This is a genomic window from Streptomyces sp. NPDC107550, assembly GCF_055639095.1.
Window position 1 is genome coordinate 135041 of sequence record NZ_JBVKBC010000003.1, and the last position, 21929, is coordinate 156969.

The following is a 21929-nucleotide window of genomic DNA, read 5'->3' on the forward strand; positions in this document are numbered from 1 at the left end:
AAGCGCTCCACGCGCAAGTGATTAAGTCCACCGCGGTGTCCGGTATCCGGGCACCGGTGGTCGATAGATATGTAACACGTCCGTTTCGCAACCATCTATCTCGGATCCGTTTGTCCGGATTTTGGGCATTGTACGCATCAGGTGTGATCGAACCGAGACCAAAAGAGTGTGGTCGGGGAAGCCCCCGTGGCTAATAGTTGACGGCGTAGAGCTCGGGTCAATGGGTCACGCGCTGTGGGGAGCGCCGACTCGCGAGCACACTGGGGCACTTACACCTTCGCCGTCAGGGGTGTCGGCTGGGTGACTTGTGCCTCCACTTGCAGTGAACACAGTGGACTCATGAGGAGGAACCCATGCGAGGTGCCACAAGCGCCATATGGGTCGCGTCGTCCCCGAAGACAGGTGTAGGCCCCGCGGGCACGTGCAGTCCCGTCCCCGTGGGCGAGGTATCGATCCAGCGTCGCGGACGCCTTTGACGGCTCGGCCCTTCGACCACCGGCGGTGCCGGTGGCGGGCCGGGGTTCCCCAGGGGTCTTTACCCCAGTCGTTGTTCCCATCGCGCGCTTCGAATGACGTACGCCGTGCGACGGCCGTCGGGCCCTCTATACGTACCCCGACGGTCTCCAACACCTGTGAAATGGACGAATCATGACGAGTCCAATCGAGATTGAGGGCGCCGAGACCTCTTCCGCCTTGGACAAAGAGAGCGTGCCGAAGGGCGACGCGCCGGAGGCCAAGAAGCTGGAAGGGCGCAGCCCCGGCCAGCTCATGTGGCGCCGCTTCAAGCGGGACAAGACCGGCATCATCGCCGCGTGTGTCGTGGTGTTCTTCTTCGTGATAGCCGCGGCCGCCCCGCTCCTGACGAAGCTGTACGGCAAGGACCCGTACACCTTCTACGGGCAGGACGACCCCACGCTCCTCAACGAGTTCAACCTCCCGGCCGGCCCCAACGGCGGCATGTCGCCCGACCACTGGTTCGGCATCGACCCGAACTACGGGCGTGACGTCCTCGCCTACCTGCTGTACGGCATCCGGACGTCGCTGTTCACGGCCCTGCTGGCCACCATCGGCATGGTCCTCATCGGCATCGTCATCGGTCTGACCGCCGGCTACTTCGGCGGCAAGATCGACTACTGGCTGGGTCGGCTCATCGACTTCATGCTGGCGCTGCCCAACCAGTTGTTCATGGTGGCGGTCATGCCCGTCATCGTCACGGTGTTCGTCGCGCCGGACGAGGAGACGCCCACCTATGTGCGCTTCCTCGCCATCACCGGTGTGATGTGGCTGCTGACCTGGATGAGCCTCGCCCGGCTGATCCGCGCCGTCACCCTCTCCCTGCGCGAGCGGGAGTTCGTGGAGGCGGCGAAGGTCGCGGGTGCCTCTCCCTGGCGGATCATCCGCAAGGAGCTGCTGCCCAACCTGGTCACGCCGATCATCGTGCAGGGCACGTATCTGCTTCCCAGCACCATCCTCTCGGTCGCCTTCCTCTCGTTCGTCGGCGTGGGTTACCAAGACCCCACTCCCGACTGGGGGTTGATGTTCGCCACCGCCGCGAACATCTACGAGCAGGACCCGACCTACATGTTCTTCCCGGGTGTCGCCATGGTCGTCTTCGTCGTGGCGTTCAACCTCCTCGGTGACTCGGTCCGGGACGCGTTCGATCCCAAGACCGGCCGCTGATCAGGCAGTCACCACAGAGGTAGCTGCCACCCGGGCGCCGGGACGACCATCCGGATGCGCCAGGCAGCACCAAAGGATCACTACTCACAGGCAGGTGGATTCAACTCCATGAGCATCCTTCGATCGCGCACGGCGCAGGCAACGGTCATCGCCGTTACCGCCGGAGCCCTCGCTCTGACCGGCTGCAGCAGCGGCAGCAAGTCCGACAACAAGCCCGCGGGCAAGACCCAGGACGAGGCCAAGGCCCAGGCCAAGCCGGTCATCATGGGCACCGCCCAGGACTCGGTGGGCCCGGCCAAGCCGGTCTCCGGCGCCCGCAAGGGCGGCACGGTCCAGGTCTACCAGGAGGCGGACTTCTCGCACCTGGACCCGGGGCAGATCTACGTCTCGGACGCCGGCCTGCTCTCCAAGCTCCTCTACCGTGGCCTGACCACGTACACCGAGGACGACAAGGGCAACCAGACGGTCGTCGGCGACCTCGCCACCGACCCGGGCAAGTCCTCGGACGGCGGCAAGACCTGGACCTTCAAGCTGAAGGACGGCGTCAAGGACCAGAACGGCCACGTCATCACGTCGGCCGACATCCGCCACTCCATCGAGCGCATGTACGACCCGTTCATCACGGACGGTCCGACGTACATCCAGCAGTGGCTGTCGGGCGCGGGCACCAAGTACCGCGAGTCCTACAAGGGCCCGTTCAAGGGCAAGCACCTGCCCGACTCGGTCCTCGCCACCCCGGACGACAAGACCGTCGTCTTCCACTTCCTCGAGGCGCACACCGACGTGCCGCAGGCGCTCGCCATGGCCGCCTACTCCGTCGTGCCCGAGAAGACGGACACGAAGCAGAAGTACGACCAGTCGCCCGTCGCCACCGGTCCGTACAAGGTCGCCTCGTACAAGTCCGGCAAGTCCCTCACCCTCACCCGGAACACCAACTGGGACGAGAAGACGGACCCGCTGCGTCACGCCTACGTCGACGGCTGGAACATCGAGTTCAACCACGACAAGGCCGACCAGACGAAGACGATCCTGGCCGACCGCGGCGACGCCCAGAACGCGATCATGTTCACGGGCCAGATCGACGCCACCCAGCTTCAGAAGGTCACGAGCGACAAGGCCGTCATGAAGCGCACGATCCAGGGCTACGCCCCGTACGTGTGGCAGCTCAACTTCAACATGGACCGCGTCAAGGACAAGCGCATCCGCGACGCCATCGCGCTGGCGATCCCGGCCACCGCCGCCGCCCGCGCCGACGGTGGTGCCTACGGCGGTGACGCCGCCACCTCGCTGATGTCGCCCACCACGCCGGGCTACGACAAGACGTACGACCCGTTCAACCGGCTGAAGAAGCCGAACGGTGACATCGCCGCGGCGAAGAAGCTCATCAAGGAGGCGGGCGCCGAGGGCAAGAAGCTCGTCTACGCGTACGCCAACACCCCGGTGCGCACCACGCAGGCCAACCTGATCATCAACAACCTGGAGAAGATCGGGCTCGACATCCAGAAGAAGGAGGTCGACCAGGCCACGTGGTACGAGCAGATGGGCAAGGTCAAGAACGGCATGGACCTGTACATGACCGGCTGGGGGCAGGACTGGGCCGACGGTAACACCGTCTTCCCGCCCTCCTTCGACGGTGCGCAGATCCAGGACGGCTCGTCCAACTACTCGCACACGAACGACAAGCACGTGAACTCCGAGCTGGCCCGCATCCAGAAGATCGCGGACGCCGACTCGCGCGCCAAGGAGTACGCGAAGCTCTCGAAGTACATCTCCGAGAAGATCAACCCGGCCGCCCCGATCTACTACACCAAGGTGTTCCAGATCGCCGGCTCGAACGTGGGCGGCCTGCGCTACGGCCAGGTGGTCAGCTACACCGACCCGACCACGATCTTCCTCAAGAAGTAAGCACCACAAGGCAGTTCCCGGGGGTGAGGGCGCGGCGGAGCCCTCACCCCCGGGCCGCCGGACTCCCCTCCTGGCCTCCCACCGCCGCCGTCCTGAGAGCAGCTTTTAGCGATGCTTCGATTTCTCCTACGCCGGACGTCTGGCGCAGCACTCATCCTCCTGCTGATCAGCGCCTTCACGTTCTTCATGTACTTCGCCATCCCACAGGACCCGGCGATGCTCGCGTGCGGCAAGAACTGCACTCCGGCCGCGCTCGACATCATCCACAAGAACCTCGGGCTCGACGATCCGGTGCCGCTGCAGTACTGGCACTTCCTCACCGGCATCTTCTTCGGACGCGACTTCGCGGTGGGACACTGCGACGCGCCGTGCTTCGGCGTCTCGTTCCGTAACAACCAGATGGTCTGGTCCACGATGATGGACCGCCTCCCCACCACTCTTTCGCTGACCTTCGGCAGCCTCATCGTCTTCCTGATCGTCGGCCTCGGCGCCGGCCTCATGGCCGCCCGCTTCCGCGGCACCTGGCTCGACAAGATCTTCAGCGGCGGCTCGCTGGTGCTCAGCTCGTTCCAGATCTACTTCCTCGGCCCGATCGTGCTCGGCATCTTCGTCTACAGCACCGGCTGGCTGGACAAGCCCAAGTACGTGCCGTTCACCGAGGATCCGTCGGCCTGGTTCATGGGTCTGCTGATCCCGTGGGTCGTCATGGCGACGATCTTCACCGCCAACTACACGCGTATGTCGCGCTCGTCGATGATCGAGCAGTTGCAGGAGGAGCATGTCCGCGCCGCGAAGGCGAAGGGCATGAGCAGCCGCTACGTCTTCTACCGGTACGCGTGGCGCGGCTCGGTGATCCCGATCATCACCATCCTCGGCATGGACATCGGCGGTCTGCTCTCCGGCGGTATGGTCACCGAACTCACCTTCGGCCTGGCCGGCTTCGGCCGCCTCGCCCGTGACTCGGTGATCAACAAGGACCTCCCGGTCCTCATGGGCGTCATGATCATCTCGGCCGCCTTCATCATCATCTGCAACATCGTCGTGGACGCCATGTACGCCGTGATCGACCCGCGCGTGCGTCTGTCCTAGGAGAACCCCGTGACCACACTCCCCAAGACCGAGGACGCCGCGGCCCCGACCGGTTCCGACGCGTTCCTCTCGGTACGTGACCTGCGGGTGCAGTTCTCCACCGAGGACGGCACCGTCAAGGCGGTGGACGGCCTCTCCTTCGACCTGGAGCGCGGCAAGACGCTCGGCATCGTCGGTGAGTCCGGGTCCGGCAAGTCGGTCACCAACCTGACCGTGCTCGGCCTGCACAACCCGAAGACCACCTCCATCGACGGCGAGATCGTCCTCGACGGCAAGGAGCTGCTCACCGCCTCCGAGCCGGAGATGGAGAAGCTCCGCGGCAACAAGATGGCGATGATCTTCCAGGACTCGCTGACCGCGCTGTCGCCGTACTACACGGTCGGCCGGCAGATCTCGGAGCCGTTCCGCAAGCACACGGGCGCCTCCAAGGCCGAGGCCCGCTCCCGCGCCATCGAGATGCTCGCCAAGGTCGGTATCCCGCACCCCAAGCAGCGCGTGGACGACTACCCGCACCAGTTCTCCGGCGGTATGCGCCAGCGCGCCATGATCGCCATGTCGCTGGTGTGCAACCCCGAGCTGCTGATCGCGGACGAGCCGACCACCGCCCTCGACGTGACCGTGCAGGCGCAGATCCTGGACCTGCTCAAGGACCTCCAGCAGGAGTTCGGCTCCGCGATCATCATGATCACCCACGACCTGGGCGTCGTGGCGAACATGGCCGACGACATCCTCGTCATGTACGCGGGCCGGGCCGTCGAGCGCGGCAGCACCCGCGAGGTGCTCAAGTCGCCCGAACACCCCTACACCTGGGGCCTGCTCGGTTCGATGCCGCGCCTGAACTCGGACGTCAACGAGCCGCTGATGCCGATCCCCGGCTCGCCGCCCTCGCTGCTCAACCCGCCCTCGGGCTGCCCGTTCCACCCGCGCTGCACCTTCACCGACAAGGTGGGCGGCGGCCGTTGCTCGGGCGAGCGCCCGCAGCTGCCGGCCGGGCGCGGATCCGCCTGCCACCTGACGGCGGACCAGAAGCAGCAGGTGTTCATCGAGAAGATTCAGCCCCGGCTGGGCTGAGCTGAAACCGGCGACTGGGGCAGAACCATGAGCGAGAACAACACCACGACCACCGCGGTCGCCGACACGGCGATCCCCGAGCAGCGGGACGCGAACACCGCGCCGCTGATGAAGGTCAGCGGACTGCAGAAGCACTTCCCGATCAAGGGCGGCTTCCCGATCCGGCGTACCGTCGGCGCGGTCAAGGCCGTCGACGGCGTCGACTTCGAGGTCTACCCGGGCGAGAGCCTCGGCCTCGTCGGCGAGTCCGGCTGCGGAAAGTCGACCACCGGCCGGCTCCTGACCCGTCTGTACGAGCCCACCGAGGGCACGATCACGTACAAGGGCCAGGACATCAGCCACGCCAACCGGCGTCAGCTGGCGCCGATCCGGTCCGAGATCCAGATGATCTTCCAGGACCCGTACGCGTCGCTGAACCCGCGCCAGACGGTCGGCTCGATCATCTCCGGCCCGATGGAGATCAACGGGATCAACCCGCCCGGCGGCCGGGAGAAGCGCGTGCGCGAACTCCTGGAGATCGTGGGCCTCAACCCCGAGCACTACAACCGCTTCCCGCACGAGTTCTCCGGCGGCCAGCGGCAGCGCATCGGTGTGGCCCGCGCGGTCGCCCTGGAGCCGAAGCTGATCGTCGCCGACGAGCCGGTCTCCGCGCTCGACGTCTCGATCCAGGCGCAGGTCGTCAACCTGCTCCAGAAGGTCCAGCGGGAGATGGGCATCGCGTTCGTCTTCATCGCGCACGACCTGGCGATCGTGCGGCACTTCTCGCAGCGGGTCGCGGTGATGTACCTCGGCAAGATCGTCGAGATCGCGGACCGGGACTCGCTGTACAACCGGCCTCGTCACCCGTACACGCACGCGCTGATGTCGGCGGTGCCGGATGCGGACATCGACGCGGAGAAGAAGGAGCGGATCCGTCTCGAGGGCGATGTGCCCTCGCCGATCGCTCCGCCGTCCGGGTGCCGGTTCCGTACGCGGTGCTGGAAGGCGCAGGACAAGTGCGCTACGGAGGAGCCGCCGCTGGTGCAGATCAGTGGCAGCAAGCCGGGGCATCTGACCGCGTGTCACTTCCCGGAGGAGCCGACTGTCGAGGCGCGGGGTGAGGACATCGTGCTCGATCCGGCGCTGGCCGCCCTGGAGTCCGACGACAAGTAGCTCTCCCTCCGGGGGTTTCCAGCGGGGACCTGCGGAGGCGCCCCCTCACGCAGCTCCCCGCGCCCCTGGGTTGTCGGTTGTCTGCGGGTGGGTGGGGCTTCTCGCGCAGTTCCCCGCGCCCCTGAAGCATGCACTTCGTGCAGCTTCCCCGATGGAGGTGGCGACGCAGTCGCCCCTCCAGGGGCGCGGGGAACTGCGCGATCAGCCCCCACCGGGCCGCACGTGACGAACGAGCTGGTGGACCCCGGTCCAGAGGCGCGCCGTCAGGCCACCGTCGCCGTGGTGATCAACTCGGGGGAGTCGGGGGCGAACGCCGCCCCCGTCCAGTCACCGTGGCGCGCAGCCCCCCGCAGGCCCGCCTCCCTGAGCGCCCCCTCAAGCTCCTCCACCCCGAAGAAGCGGAGCGTACTGCGGCTGACCTCGTCGCCCGCCCACTCCGCGCAGGAGTACGTCGTGGTGAACGTGACGGTCCGCCCGTCGAACCCCCCGACGACCCGGTGCGCCACGCGGACCCCGTCGACGACGACCGCCCGCGCCGGAGTCCACCCCTCCCACGCCCGCACCGCCGGATTCCGCGTCTCGAAGACGAACCTCCCGCCCGGCGCCAGCACCCCCCGTACCGCCGCCAGCGACTCCCGTACCTCCTCGTCCTGGACCCACGTCTGAAACGCGTGCCCGGTCATCACCACGAGGTCGAACGGCCCCCCGAGCGCCTCGCGGGCCCCCGCACCCGCCCCGCCCGCGGAGCGCACCGTCCCGGTGATCCACTCGACGTCCCCGCACCGCTCCGCCGCCACCTGGAGCATCGCCGGTGCCGGATCGAGCCCCACCAGGCGCCCGGTGTGCCCCTCCTCCCGGGCGCGGGCCAGCAGCGCCCCCGTACCGCAGCCGATGTCCAGGACGGACGCGGCCCCGCGCACCAGGCGCAGGTAGTAGTCGTCGCCGGGTCCCCATGGGTTCAGGGAGTCGTACAGACGGGCGAGGCGGGCGTCGGCGTAGGCGTGGTCGACCATCCGGCGATCATCGCGCGCGCGGCCCGCCCGGCGCACCGGCATTTCACGTAAGGCGGTGCTCGGAGTGCGGTATGTCCGGCTTGGGTCGATATTGGGGCCTACGTAGCGCGTGATCGGTTAGAGGAGGCACTCCATGCGTGGAGCCACGCACGCCAAGTGGGCCGCCGGTGCGGTGGCCGTCGCCCTCACGGCGACGGCCTGTGGCGGAGGCAGTGACAGCGGGGGCGGTGGCGGCGGCAACGGCTCCGGGATCGTCCGGTCCTCTTGGGGCGACCCGCAGAACCCCCTCGAACCCGCCAACACCAACGAGGTGCAGGGCGGCAAGGTCCTGGACATGATCTTCCGGGGCCTGAAGCGGTACGACCCGAAGACCGGCAAGGCCAAGGACATGCTGGCGGAGAAGATCGAGAGCTCCGACCAGATGAACTACAAGATCACGGTCAAGGACGGCTGGACCTTCTCCAACGGCGAGAAGGTCACCGCGAAGTCCTTCGTGGACGCCTGGAACTACGGCGCGAGCCTGAAGAACAACCAGAAGAACGCGTACTTCTTCGGGTACATCGACGGCTACGACAAGGTCCACCCGGACTCCGGCAGCCAGAGCGCCTCCACCCTGTCGGGGCTGAAGGTGACGGGCGACCGCACCTTCACGGTGAAGCTGAACCAGAAGTTCTCCACCTGGCCCGACACCCTCGGCTACGTGGCGTTCGCGCCGCTGCCGAAGGCGTTCTTCGACAACCACGCGGCCTGGGTGAAGAAGCCCGTCGGCAACGGCCCGTACACCGTGGACTCGTACCAGAAGGGGTCCCAGATGTCCCTGCGCAAGTGGGACAAGTACCCCGGTGACGACAAGGCGCAGAACGGCGGCGTCGACCTCAAGGTCTACACCGACAACAACACCGCCTACACGGACCTGACGGCCGGCAACCTCGACCTCGTCGACGACGTGCCCGCCAGCCAGCTCAAGAACGTGGACAGCGACCTCAACGGCCGCTACATCAACACCCCGGCCGGCATCATCCAGACGCTCGCCTTCCCGTTCTACGACGCGGGCTGGAACAAGGGCGCGGACAGCGCGAAGGTCCGCAAGGGCCTGTCGATGGCGATCAACCGCAAGCAGATCACCGAGACGATCTTCAACAAGACCCGCACCCCCGCCACCGACTGGACCTCGCCGGTGCTCGGCAAGGACGGCGGCTACAAGGAAGGGCTGTGCGGCTCGGCCTGCGACTACAACCCCTCCGAGGCCAAGAAGCTCATCAAGGAGGGCGGCGGCATCCCCGGCGGCCAGGTGCGGATCGGCTACAACGCCGACACCGGCAGCCACAAGGAGTGGGTCGACGCGGTCTGCAACTCCATCAACAACGCCCTCGGCAACGACAAGTCGTGCGTCGGCAGCCCGACCGGCACCTTCGCCGACTTCCGCAACAAGATCACCGAGAAGAAGATGAACGGGCCGTTCCGCGCCGGCTGGCAGATGGACTACCCGCTCATCCAGAACTTCCTGCAGCCGCTGTACTACACCAACGCCTCGTCCAACGACGGCAAGTACACCAGCAAGAAGTTCGACAAGCTCGTCGACGAGGCCAACGCCGAGTCCGACACGGCCGCCGCCGTCAAGAAATTCCAGGAGGCCGAGGGCGTCCTGCGCGACGACATGGGCGCCATCCCGCTCTGGTACCAGAACGGCAGCGCCGGCTACTCCGACCACGTCTCGAACGTGGCGCTGAACCCGTTCAGCGTCCCCGTCTACAACGAGATCAAGGTCAAGTAGAGAACAGGAGGGCGGCAGTCCGCGCCGGTCGCCGGCCGGACTGCCGCCCTCACCGCTCACGGAACCGGAACCCGGAGTCCTCATGGGACGTTATGTGATCCGGCGCCTGCTGCAGATGATCCCCGTCTTCATCGGCGCGACGCTGCTGATCTTCCTCATGGTCAACGTGATGGGCGACCCCATCGCCGGCCTGTGCGGCGACCGAGCCTGCGACCCGGCGACCGAGGCCCAGCTCAAGAGCGAGTTCGGCCTCGACAAGCCGGTGTGGCAGCAGTACCTGACCTATATGGGGAACGTGTTCACCGGGGACTTCGGGACCGCGTTCAACGGGCAGAAGGTCACCGAGCTGATGTCGACCGCGTTCCCGGTCACCATCCGGCTCACCATCGTCGCCATCCTCTTCGAGATCGTCGTCGGCATCAGCCTCGGCGTCGTCACCGGACTGCGCCGCGGCAAGCCCATCGACACCTCGGTCCTGCTGCTCACCCTCGTCGTCATCTCCGTGCCGACCTTCGTCACCGGCCTGCTGCTGCAACTGCTGCTCGGCGTCGAATGGGGCTGGATCAACCCGGCGGTCTCCACCGAGGCGCCCTTCAGCGAACTCATCGTGCCCGGCCTCGTGCTCGCCTCGGTCTCCCTCGCGTACGTGACCCGGCTGACCCGCACCTCCATCGCGGAGAACCGGCGCGCCGACTACGTCCGTACCGCCATCGCCAAGGGGCTGCCCCGGCGCCGTGTCATCACCCGGCACCTGCTGCGCAACTCGCTGATCCCCGTCGTCACCTTCATCGGCGCCGACATCGGCTCCCTGATGGGCGGCGCGATCGTCACCGAGCGCATCTTCAACATCCACGGCGTCGGCTTCCAGCTCTACCAGGGCATCCTGCGCCAGAACACCCAGACCGTCGTCGGCTTCGTCACCATCCTCGTCCTCGTCTTCCTGCTGGTGAACCTGCTCGTCGACCTGCTGTACGCCGTACTCGACCCGAGGATCCGCTATGCCTGAACCCCAAGGACCCAAGGGCGCCGTCGCGGGGACCGGCGCGGGCGGGGCCATGGACCTCGCCGCCAGCGAGGCGGCCTCCCTGGAGAAGGGCCCGGCCGGCCCCGGCGGCGGCCCGAACGCCAAGCCGCGCAGCCTGTGGTCGGACGCCTGGCGGGACCTGCGCCGCAACCCCGTCTTCATCATCTCCGGGCTGATCATCCTGTTCCTGCTGGTCATCTCGGTCTGGCCGCAGCTCATCGCGCCCGGCAACCCGCTCTCCTGCGATCTGTCCAAGGCCCAGGAGAGCTCCCAGCCCGGCCACCCCTTCGGCTTCGACGGCCAGGGCTGCGACGTCTACACCCGCACCGTGCACGGCGCCCGCAACTCCATCACCGTCGGCGTCTGCGCCACGATCGGCGTCGCCCTCCTCGGCTCCGTACTCGGCGGGCTCGCCGGGTTCTTCGGCGGGGTGTGGGACGCGATCCTCTCCCGCATCACCGACATCTTCTTCGCCATCCCCGTCGTCCTCGGCGGCCTCGTCCTGCTGTCGGTCGTCACCAGCAACACCGTCTGGCCCGTCATCGGCTTCATGGTGCTGCTCGGCTGGCCGCAGATCTGCCGCATCGCCCGCGGCTCGGTCATCACCGCCAAGCAGAACGACTACGTCCAGGCCGCGCGCGCCCTCGGCGCCTCCAACTCCCGGATGCTGCTGCGGCACATCGCGCCGAACGCGGTCGCGCCCGTCATCGTCGTCGCCACCATCGCGCTCGGCACGTACATCGCCCTGGAGGCGACCCTCTCGTACCTCGGTGTGGGTCTGAAGCCGCCCGCGGTCAGCTGGGGCATCGACATCTCGGCCGCCTCCCAGTACATCCGCAACGCGCCGCACATGCTGCTCTGGCCCGCCGGCGCGCTCGCCATCACGGTCCTCGCGTTCATCATGCTCGGCGACGCGGTGCGCGACGCCCTCGACCCCAAGCTGAGGTAGCGCCCATGTCCCTGCTGGAAGTACGCGATCTGCACGTCGAGTTCCGCACCCGGGACGGCGTCGCCAAGGCCGTGAACGGGGTCGGCTACACCGTGGACGCGGGCGAGACGCTCGCCGTGCTCGGCGAGTCGGGCTCCGGCAAGTCCGTCACCGCGCAGGCGATCATGGGCATCCTCGACATGCCCCCGGGCCGGATCGCCGGCGGCGAGATCCTGTTCAAGGGGCGGGATCTGCTGACGCTGAAGGAGGAGGAGCGCAGGAAGGTGCGCGGCGCCGAGATGGCGATGATCTTCCAGGACGCCCTCTCCTCGCTCAACCCCGTGCTCACCGTCGGCGAGCAGATCGGTGAGCTGTTCAGCGTCCACAAGGGCATGTCCCGCAAGGACAGCAAGGCCAAGGCCGTCGAGCTGATGGAGCGGGTGCGCATCCCCGCCGCGAAGGAGCGGGTGGGGCAGTACCCGCACCAGTTCTCCGGCGGTATGCGCCAGCGCATCATGATCGCCATGGCGCTCGCCCTCGAACCCGACCTGATCATCGCCGACGAGCCCACCACCGCCCTCGACGTCACCGTCCAGGCCCAGGTCATGGACCTGCTCGCGGAGTTGCAGCGCGAGCTGAACATGGGCCTGATCCTCATCACCCACGACCTCGGCGTCGTCGCGGACGTCGCGGACAAGATCGCCGTCATGTACGCGGGCCGCATCGTCGAGCACGCCCCCGTCCACGAGATCTACCGGGCGCCCGCCCACCCGTACACCAAGGGCCTGCTGGAGTCGATCCCGCGCCTGGACCAGAAGGGCCAGGAACTCTTCGCCATCAAGGGCCTGCCGCCGAACCTGATGCACATCCCGCCCGGCTGCGCCTTCAACCCGCGCTGCCCGATGGCCCAGGACGTGTGCCGCACCGACGTTCCGCCGCTCTACGAGGTCGCGCCGGACCGCCGCAGCGCCTGCCACTTCTGGAAGGAGACGCTCGATGCCTCCGCACAGTGACCACGTCAGCAAGGACGACCTGCGCCGGGAGGGCGAGATCGCCGAGCACCTCCTGCACCGGTCCCAGGCCGAGTCCGCGTACGCGAAGAACGGCTCGGCGTCCGGGCACGAGCCGATCCTCGAAGTGCGCGACCTCGTCAAGCACTACCCGCTCACCCAGGGCGTCATCGTCAGGAAGCAGATCGGCGCGGTCAAGGCCGTCGACGGCGTCGACTTCGACCTCGGGCAGGGCGAGACGCTCGGCATCGTCGGCGAGTCCGGCTGCGGCAAGTCGACCGTCGCCAAGATGCTGGTCAACCTGGAACGGCCGACCGCCGGCGTCATCAAGTACAAGGGCGAGGACATCACCAAGCTGTCCGGCCGCGCCCTCAAGGCCGTGCGCCGCAACATCCAGATGGTGTTCCAGGACCCCTACACCTCCCTCAACCCCCGGATGACCGTCGGCGACATCATCGGGGAGCCGTACGAGATCCATCCCGAGGTCGCGCCCAAGGGGGACCGGCGCCGCAAGGTGCAGGACCTGCTCGACGTCGTCGGCCTCAACCCCGAGTACATCAACCGCTACCCGCACCAGTTCTCCGGCGGCCAGCGCCAGCGCATCGGCATCGCCCGCGGCCTCGCGCTGCGCCCCGAGATCATCGTCGCCGACGAGCCGGTCTCCGCGCTCGACGTGTCCGTGCAGGCCCAGGTCGTCAACCTGCTGGACCGGCTCCAGAGCGAGTTCGACCTCTCGTACGTGTTCATCGCGCACGACCTGTCCATCGTGCGGCACATCTCCGACCGCGTCGGCGTGATGTACCTCGGGCGGATCGTCGAGATCGGCTCCGACAGCGAGATCTACGAGCACCCCACCCACCCGTACACCCAGGCGCTGCTCTCCGCCGTGCCGGTGCCCGACCCCACGGCGCGCGACCACCGCGAGCGGATCATCCTCTCCGGCGACGTCCCCTCGCCCGCCAACCCGCCCTCCGGCTGCCGCTTCCGGACCCGGTGCTGGAAGGCGCAGAAGCGGTGCGAGGAGGAGGTGCCGCTGCTGGCCGTGCCCGCCGTCTTCCAGACCGGCGACGCGGGGCCCGCGCGGCACCCCTCGGCCTGCCACTTCGCGGAGGAGAAGCAGGTCGTGCCCACCGAGTGAGGGGGTGTGCCGTGCGGTCAGCCGAGCCCGAGGGAGCGGCGCAGGAAGTCGACCTGGAGCAGCAGCAGATTCTCCGCGACCTGCTCCTGCGGGGTCATGTGCGTGACCCCCGACAGCGGCAGCACCTCGTGCGGGCGCCCGGCGGCGAGCAGCGCGGAGCTGAGCCGCAGCGCGTGCGCCACCACGACGTTGTCGTCGGCGAGGCCGTGCACGATCAGCAGCGGCCGGTGCGGCTCGGCGGCCTCGGCCAGCCCCTCGTCCGTGACCAGCGAACTCTTCGCGTACGTGGCGGGGGAGGCGGCCGGATCGCCCAGGTACCGCTCCGTGTAGTGCGTGTCGTACAGCCGCCAGTCCGTCACCGGCGCGCCCGCGATGCCCGCGTGGAAGACGTCCGGGCGGCGCAGCACGGCGAGCGCCGACAGATAGCCGCCGTAGCTCCAGCCGCGCATGGCGACCTTCGACAGGTCGAGGGGGAACCGCTCGGCCAGCGCCCGCACCGCCGTGACCTGGTCGTCGAGGGTGAGCGTGAAGTCGCCGGCGATCGCCTTCTCCCGGCCGGGGCTGACACCGGGCGTGCCGCGCCCGTCCGCGACGACGACCGCGAACCCCTGCTCCGCGAACCACTGCGAGGTCAGGTAGGCGTTGTGCGCCGCCACCACCCGCTGCCCGTGCGGGCCGCCGTAGGGGTCCATGAGGACGGGCAGCGGCCCGTCACCCTCCCGGTACGAGGACGGCAGCAGCACCGCGCAGGGGATGCCCTCGGCCTCGGTGAGCGTCACGCGCGGGGTGATCCCGGGCGCCTCGGCGTGCGAGGCGATGTCGGCGAGGTGCTTGCCGTCGCGCTCCACGCGCACGCGCGCGCCCGCGCTGTCGAGCGTCGCGGAGATCAGGACCGTCGCGTCGCCGCCGCGCACGGCCGAATGGACGCCGGGCTCCTCGGAGACGCGCCGCACCCCCAGCTCGTTGACCCGGTACACATGCACCTCGCCGGTCTCGGGCGCCTCCGCGTCCGTTCCCGCCGACGCCGACACCAGCACGTCGCCCTCGCCCACGTCGAGCACCGCCCGCACATGCAACTGCGGTCCGGTCAGCGGGCGCTCACCGACCGCGAGGACCCGCGCGCCGCCCTCGTCGGCGATCCGCACCAACTGCCCGCTCGGCGACCAGCAGGGCGAGCCGGGGAACAGTTCCAGCCACTGGTCGTCCTCGTCGGCATGCACCATCCGCGTCGCCCCGCTCTCGGCGTCCACCGCCAGATACAGCAGACTGCGCTGGTCACGGGCCTGTACGAGCAGCAGCGGCGCGCCGTCCGCCGACCAGTGCACGCGGGCGAGGTACGGGTAGGCCGCCCGGTCCCAGACGATCTCGGTGCGGCTCCCGTCGAGCGCGTACGCGAACAGCCGCACCTCCGCGTCCGGCGTGCCCGCCGCCGGATACGCCGTACGGGACGGCTCGCGGTCCGGGTGCGCCGGGTCACTGATCCACCAGCGGTGCACCGGGGCGTCGTCGGCGCGGGCGACCAGCAGCCGGTCCGAGTCGGGCGACCACCAAAAGCCCCGGGAGCGGGACATCTCCTCGGCCGCGATGAACTCCGCGAGCCCGTACGTCACCGTCTCCGACTCCGGCTCGGCCAGCGCCCGGTCGCCCTCACCGCCCGCGCCGGTCACCCGCAGCGCGCCCCGCGCCACGTACGCCACGTGCCGCCCGTCGGGGGAGGGGCGGGGGTCGATCACGGGCCCGGGCACGCGCAGCTCGCGGACGGCGGGGGCGCCGGTGGCGAGGTCGGCGGTGGCCGGGTCCGGGGCGGCCAGGTCCGCGGGGGCGAGGTCGGCGGGGGTCAGGTCGGCGGTGAACAGGCGGCCCGACAGCGCGAACGCCGCCAGCTCCACCGCCGCGTCCGTCGCGTACCCGACGATGCCCGCGCCGCCCTCCCGGCTGCGCTCGCGGCGGGCCCGCTCCTCGGCCGAGAGCCGCTCGTCCGCGCCGCCCAGCAGCGCGGCGGGGTCCGCGGCCAGGCGCTCTTGGCCGCTCGTCACATCGAGGACCCACAGGGCGCCGGCCCGGTCCGTGCCGGACGCGGAGCGCAGGAAGACCACCCGCTCCCCGTCGGGCGCCACACGGAAGGCCCGGGGGGCGCCCAGCGTGAAGCGCTGCGTACGCGCGTGCCGGCGGGGGAAGGACCGCGCACCGGTCAAGGACTCGGTTCCGTTCTCGATGGTCATCCGAGAAGCCTAGGCGCAAAAGGCGAGTTGGGCAGGGGCGAAGGTCCGGGCGCGGGGGGCGTGCGCCCCCTGAGCGCTCCCCGCTGCACCCGCTGCTCCCCGGGTGTACCGAGCGAGACTCATGCGAGGCGACGGATAGTTATGATGCGTAGCGCTGCGTGGGGAGAACACGTCGGCGACCGGATCACTATGAAGGAGGACCGCTGTGGCACTCTCGATCTCGGCCGTGGTGCTGTTTGCGATCATCGTCTTCATCCTGATCAAGAAGTCGGGACTGAAGGCCGGGCACGCGATCGTCTGTGTGCTGCTCGGGTTCTACCTTGCGAGTTCGTCCATCGCGCCCACCATCAAGCAGCTCACGACCAACGTCGCGGGCATGATCGGGGGCATCAAGTTCTAGGGTGGGGGCATGACGGAACTGCCCGGCCGGCGTCTGCTCCTCGTGCACGCGCACCCCGACGACGAGTCGATCAACAACGGCGCCACCATGGCCAAGTACGCGGCCGAAGGCGCCCACGTCACGCTCGTGACCTGCACCCTCGGCGAAGAGGGCGAGGTCATCCCGGACGAACTGGCCCATCTCGCCCCGGACCGGGACGACCGGCTCGGCCCGTACCGGATCGGGGAGCTGGCCGCCGCCATGAAGGAACTCGGCGTCGACGACCACCGCTTCCTCGGCGGCCCCGGCCGCTACCGCGACTCCGGCATGATGGGCGCCCCGCAGAACGAGCGGCCCGGCGCCTTCTGGTCCGCCGACCTCGACGAGGCCGCCGCCCACCTCGTCGCCGTCCTGCGCGAGATCCGCCCGCAGGTCCTCATCACGTACGACCCCGACGGCGGCTACGGGCACCCCGACCACATCCAGGCGCACCGCGTCGCCATGCGCGCCGCCGACCTCGCCGCCGACGGCACCTTCCGCCCCGGACTCGGCGCGCCGCACACCGTCGCCAAGGTCTACTGGAACCGGGTGCCGCGCACCCTCGCCGAGGAGCGCTTCGCCGCCCTCGCCCGCGACCTGGACCGCACGCCCTTCGACGCCGTCGCCGCCGTCACCGACGTGCCAGGCGTCGTCGACGACGACCGGATCACCACCGAGATCGACGGCCGCCCCTACGCCGCCCGCAAGGCCGCCGCCATGCGCGCCCACGCCACCCAGGTGACCGTGGCGCCCGCCGAGGACTCCTTCGTCCTCTCCAACGGCCTCGCGCAGCCCCTGTTCGACATCGAGGCCTACGAGTTGGTCCGCGGCGAGCGCGGACAGGCCCGCGAGCACGACCTGTTCGCGGGTGTCACTGAAGGAGCCACCCCGTGACCGGCACCGCCAAGAACGTCCCCGCGCAGCGGGCCGGCAGCGCCCTCGCCCAGCCCATCGGCGCCCACCTCGGCCCCGCCCGGATCGCGGGCCTGCTCGCCCTGCTCGTGCTCGGCACCCTCGTCGGCGTCGCGGGCGCCCTGCTCCAAGGCGGCTGGTTCCCGGGCGGGTTGCTGCTCGCGCTCGCCGGGGCCGCGGGCCTCTTCCACGGCGGCGCCCGCCTGCTGCGCAGCCGCTCGGGGGCCGTCGCGCCCGCCGCCGGCTGGCTCGTCTCGGTCATCCTGCTGACCTCGACCAGGCCCGAGGGCGACTTCATGTTCGGCGCGGGCATCGGCTCGTACCTCTACCTGCTGGGCGGCATGGCCGTGGCTGTGATGTGCGCCACGCTCGGGTCGTTCGGTCAACCCCCCGCACCCGCCGCCCGACTTGGGAAGTGACGTCGTACTTCCTACCAGTACGTCGCCTGCTCCACAGGGGATTCACCATCCGTCCCAGCGTGCTGACCGGCGGCGGCCAGTATGGTGGTGCGCGCCGCCGAGCAGCCCGCGCGAGATCGAGACGGGCGGCGGAGCCAACCGGGAGAACCTGCCTTGAGCCGTGAAACTGACAGTTCGTCCTCCGGGCCCCAGGGGCGCGGCGCTGCCGCCTACCCGTCGGGGACGCCTCCGTACGGAACGCCCGCGCGCGGCGCGGCATCCGGCGACACCGGACCGACCCCTCCGGGCGACGAGGCGACCTCGGACGCGCCCAGGACCGAGACCACGCTGACGACGCGGATTCGGATCAACATCCCCGGCTCCCGTCCCATCCCGCCGGTCGTGATGCGTACGCCGATGAGCGATGTCGACGACAAGCCCGAGGGCGGCGCCCGCCAGGGCGGCCAGACCCCCGCGCCGGGCGCCGACAAGGGCGCCGACGCGACGGACGGGCGCTCCTCCGCGCTCGCCTCCTACGCCTCCTCCGCGCCCGAGCCCGGCACCGGACCGGCCGGCCCGGCCGCCTCGGCCCAGGGCTCCGGCGCGGGCGCCGGCGCCGACGAGGGGGAGCCGCAGCGCGAGGAGAAGACCAGCGACTGGTTCGCCCCGCGCAAGCCGGCCGCCCCCGCCGCAGGCCGCCCCGCCGGCTCCGGCACGCCCGGCGGCGGCACCGCGGGCGGCGCGGCCGGCGCCATGGGCCAGGGCGCCGCGACCAGCGCCCACCGCCCCGCCACGGGCGCCCGGGGCCCCGCGTCCGGCGCCCCGATGACGGGCCCCGGCGCCAACGGGCCGAGCGGGCCCGCCTCCTCCACCGGCCTGTCCTCGGGCGGCTCCGGCTCCTTCGACGTGTCCGGTGCCGTCGGCTCAGGCCCGCTCGGCGGCGCCCAGCGCGGCCAGGGCGAGCGCGGCGACCTGCCGTACTTCATGACGGACCCGGGCGACCGCGCCGCCGGGCCCGCCGGACCGTCCGGGCCCACCTCGGGCCCCGTGACCGGCGACGGCCCGATGACGCCCGCGAGCGCCCCCGACCCAGCCGTCCCCGGCGGCCCGGCATCCGGCGCGTCCGCCCCCGCGTCCGTCCCGCCCGCCCCCGGCACGCAGAACCCGCCCCGGCTGAGCGACGACACCGCGATCCTCACCCCGCAGCGCCCCGCGCCCGAGACCGGCGTCACCGGCAACAACGTCTCCGGCGACACGCTCACCAGCGGCGTCCCCGTCTCCCCGCAGGGCGGCGGCAAGCCGGGGGCCGCGTACCCGCCCGGCGTTCCGCGTCCCGAGCCGGCCGCCGCGTACACCCCGCCGAAGCTGCCCGACCCGGTGCCCTCGCCGGCGCCCGCCAAGAAGAAGAAGGGCCGCAGCAAGCTGGTCCTGCTCGGCGCGGGCGTCGTCGGCATCGCCGGAATCGCGTACGGCGCGGGCCTGCTGATGAACCACTCCGACGTGCCCAAGGGCACCACCGTGCTCGGCGTCGACATCGGCGGCGGCACCCGCGACGAGGCCACCGCCAAGCTGGAGAGCGCGCTCGGCAAGCGCACCGACCAGCCGCTCAAGCTGGCCGTCGACGGCAAGACCGTCTCCCTGGAGCCCGACAAGGCCGGCCTGTCCCTGGACAGCGCCGCGACCGTCTCCGAGGCCGCGGGCAGCGACTACAACCCGGTCTCCGTGATCGGCTCCCTGTTCGGCAACGAGCGGGTCGTCGACCCCGTCATGCCCGTCGACGAGGAGAAGCTGCACGCCGCGCTGGAGCAGGCGGCGGGCGGCACCGCGGCGTCCGGCGACGGCACGATCAAGTTCGTGCCCGGCAAGGCCGTCGCGGTCTACGGCAAGACCGGCAAGGGCATCGACGTCGACAAGTCGGCCGACGCGGTCGCGCAGGCGTACCAGAAGCAGGTCGCCACCGGCGCCTCCGGACCCGTCCAGGTGGCCACCACGACCCGCAAGCCGACCGTGTCGGACGCCGAGGTCGACCGCATGATGAAGGAGTTCGCGCGGCCCGCGATGTCCGGCCTCGCCACGATCAAGGCGGGCCCCACCGCGGTCATCCAGTTCGGCCCCGACAAGTCGCTGCCGAAGATCCTCGGCGTCAAGGCGATCAACGGCAAGCTCGTCGACACGTACGACCTCGACGCGCTCCAGAAGCTGTACGGATCGACGTTCGACGGCGTCACCATCGCCCGCGCCAACGGCAAGAAGACGCCGGTCACCCCGCAGGACGTGGTGGGCGCGCTGCGGCAGGCCGTCCGGGGCACCACCCCGGCCGCCCGCACGGTCACCATCGACACCAACCCGAGCTAGGGCCTGCCCTTTCAGGGCCGTTCCTTCCAGGGGCTCTTCTCCGGGTCAGGCCGGGCTCGCGGGCCCGGAACCGATGCCGGTCACCGCTCCCGCATGACGGATGTCATGCGGGAGTGACGACAGGCGACACTGCCGCCGGGCACCCTCCGGCCGCGACGATGTCCCTATGACGACGAACGCGGCGGTCACCTTCGACAAGGTGACCAAGAGCTATGGAAACGTGAAGGCGGTCGACGGCCTCAGCCTGGAGCTGTATCCCGGTGAGACCGTCGCCCTGCTCGGTCCCAACGGGGCGGGCAAGTCCACCAGCCTCGACCTCCTCCTCGGCCTGCGCCCCGCCGACAGCGGCGACGTCCGCGTCTTCGGCACCAGCCCGCGCGAGGCGATCGTGAGCGGCAAGGTCGGCGCCATGCTCCAGAGCGGCGGCCTCATGGACGAGGTGACCGTCCGCGAACTCGTGCAGCTGGCCGTCGCCCTGCACCCCAAGCCGTATCCGCTCTCCGACGTGCTCAGCCGGGCGGGCATCGCGCAGATAGCCGACCGCAAGGTCAACAAGCTCTCCGGCGGCCAGGAGCAGCGCGTGCGCTTCGCCCTCGCCACCGCCGGCGACAGCGACCTCATCGTCCTCGACGAGCCGACCACCGGCATGGACGTCTCCGCCCGCCAGGCGTTCTGGGCGACCATGCGCGAGCAGGCGGAGGCGGGCCGCACGGTCCTGTTCGCCACGCACTACCTGGAGGAGGCCGACGCCATCGCGGACCGCGTCCTCGTCCTGCACCGCGGCCGGCTCCTCGCCGACGGCACCGCCGCCGAGATCAAGGCCAAGGCCGGCGCCCGCAAGGTCGCCTTCGACCTCGAAGGGGCCATCGACGCCGACGCCCTGCGCGCGCTGCCCTTCCTGACGTCCGTGGACATCTCCGGCCAGACGGTCCGCATCCAGTCCACCGACGCCGACGCGACCGTCCACGCGCTGTACGGGCTCGGCGTCTACCCCCGCAATCTCGAGGTCGCCGGACTCGGTCTCGAACAGGCCTTCGTGGCGATCACCAACGCCGAGGAGGCGAAGGCGGAATGAACAGCCTGATCAAGCTCGAACTCGCCCGCGCGCTGCGCAACAAGAAGTTCCTGTTCTTCTCCGTGGTCTACCCCTCGGTCCTGTTCCTGCTGATCGCGGGCCAGGCCGACACGACGACCCTCGTCGACGGCACGGGTCTGAACCTGCCCGCCTTCATGATGGTGTCCATGGCCTCCTTCGGCGCCCTGACCGCCGTCCTCATGGGCAACAGCGAGCGCATCGCCAAGGAGCGCGAGAGCGGCTGGGTGCGCCAACTGCGCCTGACGACCCTGCCGGGCCGCGGCTACGTCCTCGCCAAGACCGCCAGCGCCGCCGTGGTCTCCCTGCCGTCCATCGTCGTCGTCTTCGTCGTGGCCGCGGCCGTCAAGGACGTACGGTTCGACGCCTGGCAGTGGCTCGCGCTGACCGGCGCGATCTGGGCGGGCAGCCTGTGCTTCGCCGCGCTCGGCGTGGCCATCGGCTACCTCGCCTCCGGTGACGCCGTCCGCCCCATCACCATGATCGTCTACTTCGGCCTGTCGATCCTCGGCGGCCTGTGGATGCCCACCACGTCCTTCCCCGACTGGCTCCAGAAGATCGCCACCTGGCTCCCCACCCACGCCTACGCGGGACTCGGCCAGGCCATCGAACTGGGCAACGCCCCGCACGCCAAGGACGTCGCGCTGATCGTCGCCTACTTCCTCGTCTTCGCGGGCGGAGCGGCGTACCTGTACCGGAAGGACACCCTGAAGGCGTGAGCACGGACACGGAGACGGACACGGGTAC

18 protein-coding genes are annotated in these 21929 nt (G+C 69.9%); 16 read left to right on the forward strand and 2 right to left on the reverse strand.

From position 1 onward, the window contains the following. Positions 1 to 648: 648 nt before the first annotated feature. The 5 genes from ACZ7LY_RS05685 (at position 649) to ACZ7LY_RS05705 (ending at position 6897) form a co-directional block, all read left to right on the forward strand. On the forward strand, positions 649 to 1680 hold the full coding sequence (locus ACZ7LY_RS05685) for an ABC transporter permease (protein ID WP_471623242.1): 1032 nt from the start codon (positions 649 to 651) through the stop codon (positions 1678 to 1680). Positions 1681 to 1788: 108 nt separating this feature from the next. Then, on the forward strand, positions 1789 to 3585 hold the full coding sequence (locus tag ACZ7LY_RS05690) for an ABC transporter substrate-binding protein (protein WP_471623243.1): 1797 nt from the start codon (positions 1789 to 1791) through the stop codon (positions 3583 to 3585). 111 nt (positions 3586 to 3696) lie between these two features. Then, on the forward strand, positions 3697 to 4674 hold the full coding sequence (locus tag ACZ7LY_RS05695; RefSeq protein ID WP_471623244.1) for an ABC transporter permease: 978 nt from the start codon (positions 3697 to 3699) through the stop codon (positions 4672 to 4674). A 9-nt stretch (positions 4675 to 4683) separates the two neighbouring features. Next, the gene (locus ACZ7LY_RS05700) at positions 4684 to 5745 is read left to right on the forward strand and encodes an ABC transporter ATP-binding protein (RefSeq protein WP_471623245.1); all 1062 of its coding nucleotides are present in this window, start codon (positions 4684 to 4686) and stop codon (positions 5743 to 5745) included. A 27-nt stretch (positions 5746 to 5772) separates the two neighbouring features. Next, positions 5773 to 6897, forward strand: coding sequence for an ABC transporter ATP-binding protein (locus ACZ7LY_RS05705; protein WP_471623246.1), 1125 nt, complete (start codon positions 5773 to 5775; stop codon positions 6895 to 6897). A gap of 263 nt (positions 6898 to 7160) precedes the next feature. Here the strand turns inward: ACZ7LY_RS05705 and ACZ7LY_RS05710 are convergent, their stop codons facing one another. Further along, complete coding sequence (locus ACZ7LY_RS05710) at positions 7161 to 7910, reverse strand: class I SAM-dependent methyltransferase (RefSeq protein ID WP_471623247.1); 750 nt, start codon at positions 7908 to 7910, stop codon at positions 7161 to 7163. Between the two features lie 133 nt (positions 7911 to 8043). Here ACZ7LY_RS05710 and ACZ7LY_RS05715 point away from each other — a divergent pair, with 133 nt between their 5' ends. The 5 genes from ACZ7LY_RS05715 (at position 8044) to ACZ7LY_RS05735 (ending at position 13784) form a co-directional block, all read left to right on the forward strand. Beyond that, on the forward strand, positions 8044 to 9684 hold the full coding sequence (locus ACZ7LY_RS05715) for a peptide ABC transporter substrate-binding protein (RefSeq protein WP_471623248.1): 1641 nt from the start codon (positions 8044 to 8046) through the stop codon (positions 9682 to 9684). A gap of 82 nt (positions 9685 to 9766) precedes the next feature. Next, positions 9767 to 10690: an ABC transporter permease gene (locus ACZ7LY_RS05720; protein ID WP_471623249.1), complete on the forward strand. Its 924-nt coding sequence runs from the start codon at positions 9767 to 9769 to the stop codon at positions 10688 to 10690. Next, complete coding sequence (locus tag ACZ7LY_RS05725) at positions 10683 to 11657, forward strand: ABC transporter permease (RefSeq protein WP_471623250.1); 975 nt, start codon at positions 10683 to 10685, stop codon at positions 11655 to 11657. The genes ACZ7LY_RS05720 and ACZ7LY_RS05725 overlap by 8 nt, the downstream gene beginning before the upstream one ends. A gap of 5 nt (positions 11658 to 11662) precedes the next feature. Continuing rightward, a complete protein-coding gene (locus tag ACZ7LY_RS05730) occupies positions 11663 to 12649 on the forward strand; it encodes an ABC transporter ATP-binding protein (RefSeq protein WP_471623251.1) in 987 nt (328 codons plus the stop codon). Next, a complete protein-coding gene (locus ACZ7LY_RS05735; protein ID WP_471623252.1) occupies positions 12633 to 13784 on the forward strand; it encodes an ABC transporter ATP-binding protein in 1152 nt (383 codons plus the stop codon). The genes ACZ7LY_RS05730 and ACZ7LY_RS05735 overlap by 17 nt, the downstream gene beginning before the upstream one ends. Positions 13785 to 13801: 17 nt before the next feature. Here ACZ7LY_RS05735 and ACZ7LY_RS05740 read toward each other — a convergent pair whose 3' ends face one another. After that, positions 13802 to 16006: a S9 family peptidase gene (locus tag ACZ7LY_RS05740; RefSeq protein ID WP_471623253.1), complete on the reverse strand. Its 2205-nt coding sequence runs from the start codon at positions 16004 to 16006 to the stop codon at positions 13802 to 13804. A gap of 205 nt (positions 16007 to 16211) precedes the next feature. Here ACZ7LY_RS05740 and ACZ7LY_RS05745 point away from each other — a divergent pair, with 205 nt between their 5' ends. From ACZ7LY_RS05745 to ACZ7LY_RS05770, 6 genes are all read left to right on the forward strand, one after another. Next, positions 16212 to 16406 (forward strand): hypothetical protein, encoded by a 195-nt coding sequence (locus tag ACZ7LY_RS05745; RefSeq protein WP_471623254.1) that lies wholly within the window; start codon positions 16212 to 16214, stop codon positions 16404 to 16406. A gap of 9 nt (positions 16407 to 16415) precedes the next feature. Continuing rightward, on the forward strand, positions 16416 to 17318 hold the full coding sequence (gene mshB / locus ACZ7LY_RS05750; protein ID WP_471623255.1) for an N-acetyl-1-D-myo-inositol-2-amino-2-deoxy-alpha-D-glucopyranoside deacetylase: 903 nt from the start codon (positions 16416 to 16418) through the stop codon (positions 17316 to 17318). Next, on the forward strand, positions 17315 to 17755 hold the full coding sequence (locus tag ACZ7LY_RS05755; protein WP_471623256.1) for a DUF6113 family protein: 441 nt from the start codon (positions 17315 to 17317) through the stop codon (positions 17753 to 17755). The genes mshB and ACZ7LY_RS05755 overlap by 4 nt, the downstream gene beginning before the upstream one ends. Before the next feature lie 153 nt (positions 17756 to 17908). Beyond that, complete coding sequence (locus tag ACZ7LY_RS05760; RefSeq protein WP_471623257.1) at positions 17909 to 20089, forward strand: peptidoglycan binding domain-containing protein; 2181 nt, start codon at positions 17909 to 17911, stop codon at positions 20087 to 20089. Positions 20090 to 20255: 166 nt separating this feature from the next. Then, positions 20256 to 21164 (forward strand): ABC transporter ATP-binding protein, encoded by a 909-nt coding sequence (locus ACZ7LY_RS05765; RefSeq protein WP_471623258.1) that lies wholly within the window; start codon positions 20256 to 20258, stop codon positions 21162 to 21164. Next, a complete protein-coding gene (locus tag ACZ7LY_RS05770; RefSeq protein ID WP_471623259.1) occupies positions 21161 to 21901 on the forward strand; it encodes an ABC transporter permease in 741 nt (246 codons plus the stop codon). The genes ACZ7LY_RS05765 and ACZ7LY_RS05770 overlap by 4 nt, the downstream gene beginning before the upstream one ends. The last annotated feature ends 28 nt before the right edge of the window (positions 21902 to 21929 follow it).

Bases quoted from the DNA above. Each gene is read 5' to 3' on its own strand.
- ACZ7LY_RS05685 (WP_471623242.1), top strand. From the start codon at position 649: ATGACGAGTCCAATCGAGATTGAGGGCGCCGAGACCTCTTCCGCCTTG.
- ACZ7LY_RS05690 (WP_471623243.1), top strand. From the start codon at position 1,789: ATGAGCATCCTTCGATCGCGCACGGCGCAGGCAACGGTCATCGCCGTT.
- ACZ7LY_RS05695 (WP_471623244.1), top strand. From the start codon at position 3,697: ATGCTTCGATTTCTCCTACGCCGGACGTCTGGCGCAGCACTCATCCTC.
- ACZ7LY_RS05705 (WP_471623246.1), top strand. From the start codon at position 5,773: ATGAGCGAGAACAACACCACGACCACCGCGGTCGCCGACACGGCGATC.
- ACZ7LY_RS05710 (WP_471623247.1), bottom strand. From the start codon at position 7,910: ATGGTCGACCACGCCTACGCCGACGCCCGCCTCGCCCGTCTGTACGAC.
- ACZ7LY_RS05715 (WP_471623248.1), top strand. From the start codon at position 8,044: ATGCGTGGAGCCACGCACGCCAAGTGGGCCGCCGGTGCGGTGGCCGTC.
- ACZ7LY_RS05720 (WP_471623249.1), top strand. From the start codon at position 9,767: ATGGGACGTTATGTGATCCGGCGCCTGCTGCAGATGATCCCCGTCTTC.
- ACZ7LY_RS05725 (WP_471623250.1), top strand. From the start codon at position 10,683: ATGCCTGAACCCCAAGGACCCAAGGGCGCCGTCGCGGGGACCGGCGCG.
- ACZ7LY_RS05730 (WP_471623251.1), top strand. From the start codon at position 11,663: ATGTCCCTGCTGGAAGTACGCGATCTGCACGTCGAGTTCCGCACCCGG.
- ACZ7LY_RS05735 (WP_471623252.1), top strand. From the start codon at position 12,633: ATGCCTCCGCACAGTGACCACGTCAGCAAGGACGACCTGCGCCGGGAG.
- ACZ7LY_RS05740 (WP_471623253.1), bottom strand. From the start codon at position 16,006: ATGACCATCGAGAACGGAACCGAGTCCTTGACCGGTGCGCGGTCCTTC.
- mshB (WP_471623255.1), top strand. From the start codon at position 16,416: ATGACGGAACTGCCCGGCCGGCGTCTGCTCCTCGTGCACGCGCACCCC.
- ACZ7LY_RS05765 (WP_471623258.1), top strand. From the start codon at position 20,256: ATGACGACGAACGCGGCGGTCACCTTCGACAAGGTGACCAAGAGCTAT.
- ACZ7LY_RS05770 (WP_471623259.1), top strand. From the start codon at position 21,161: ATGAACAGCCTGATCAAGCTCGAACTCGCCCGCGCGCTGCGCAACAAG.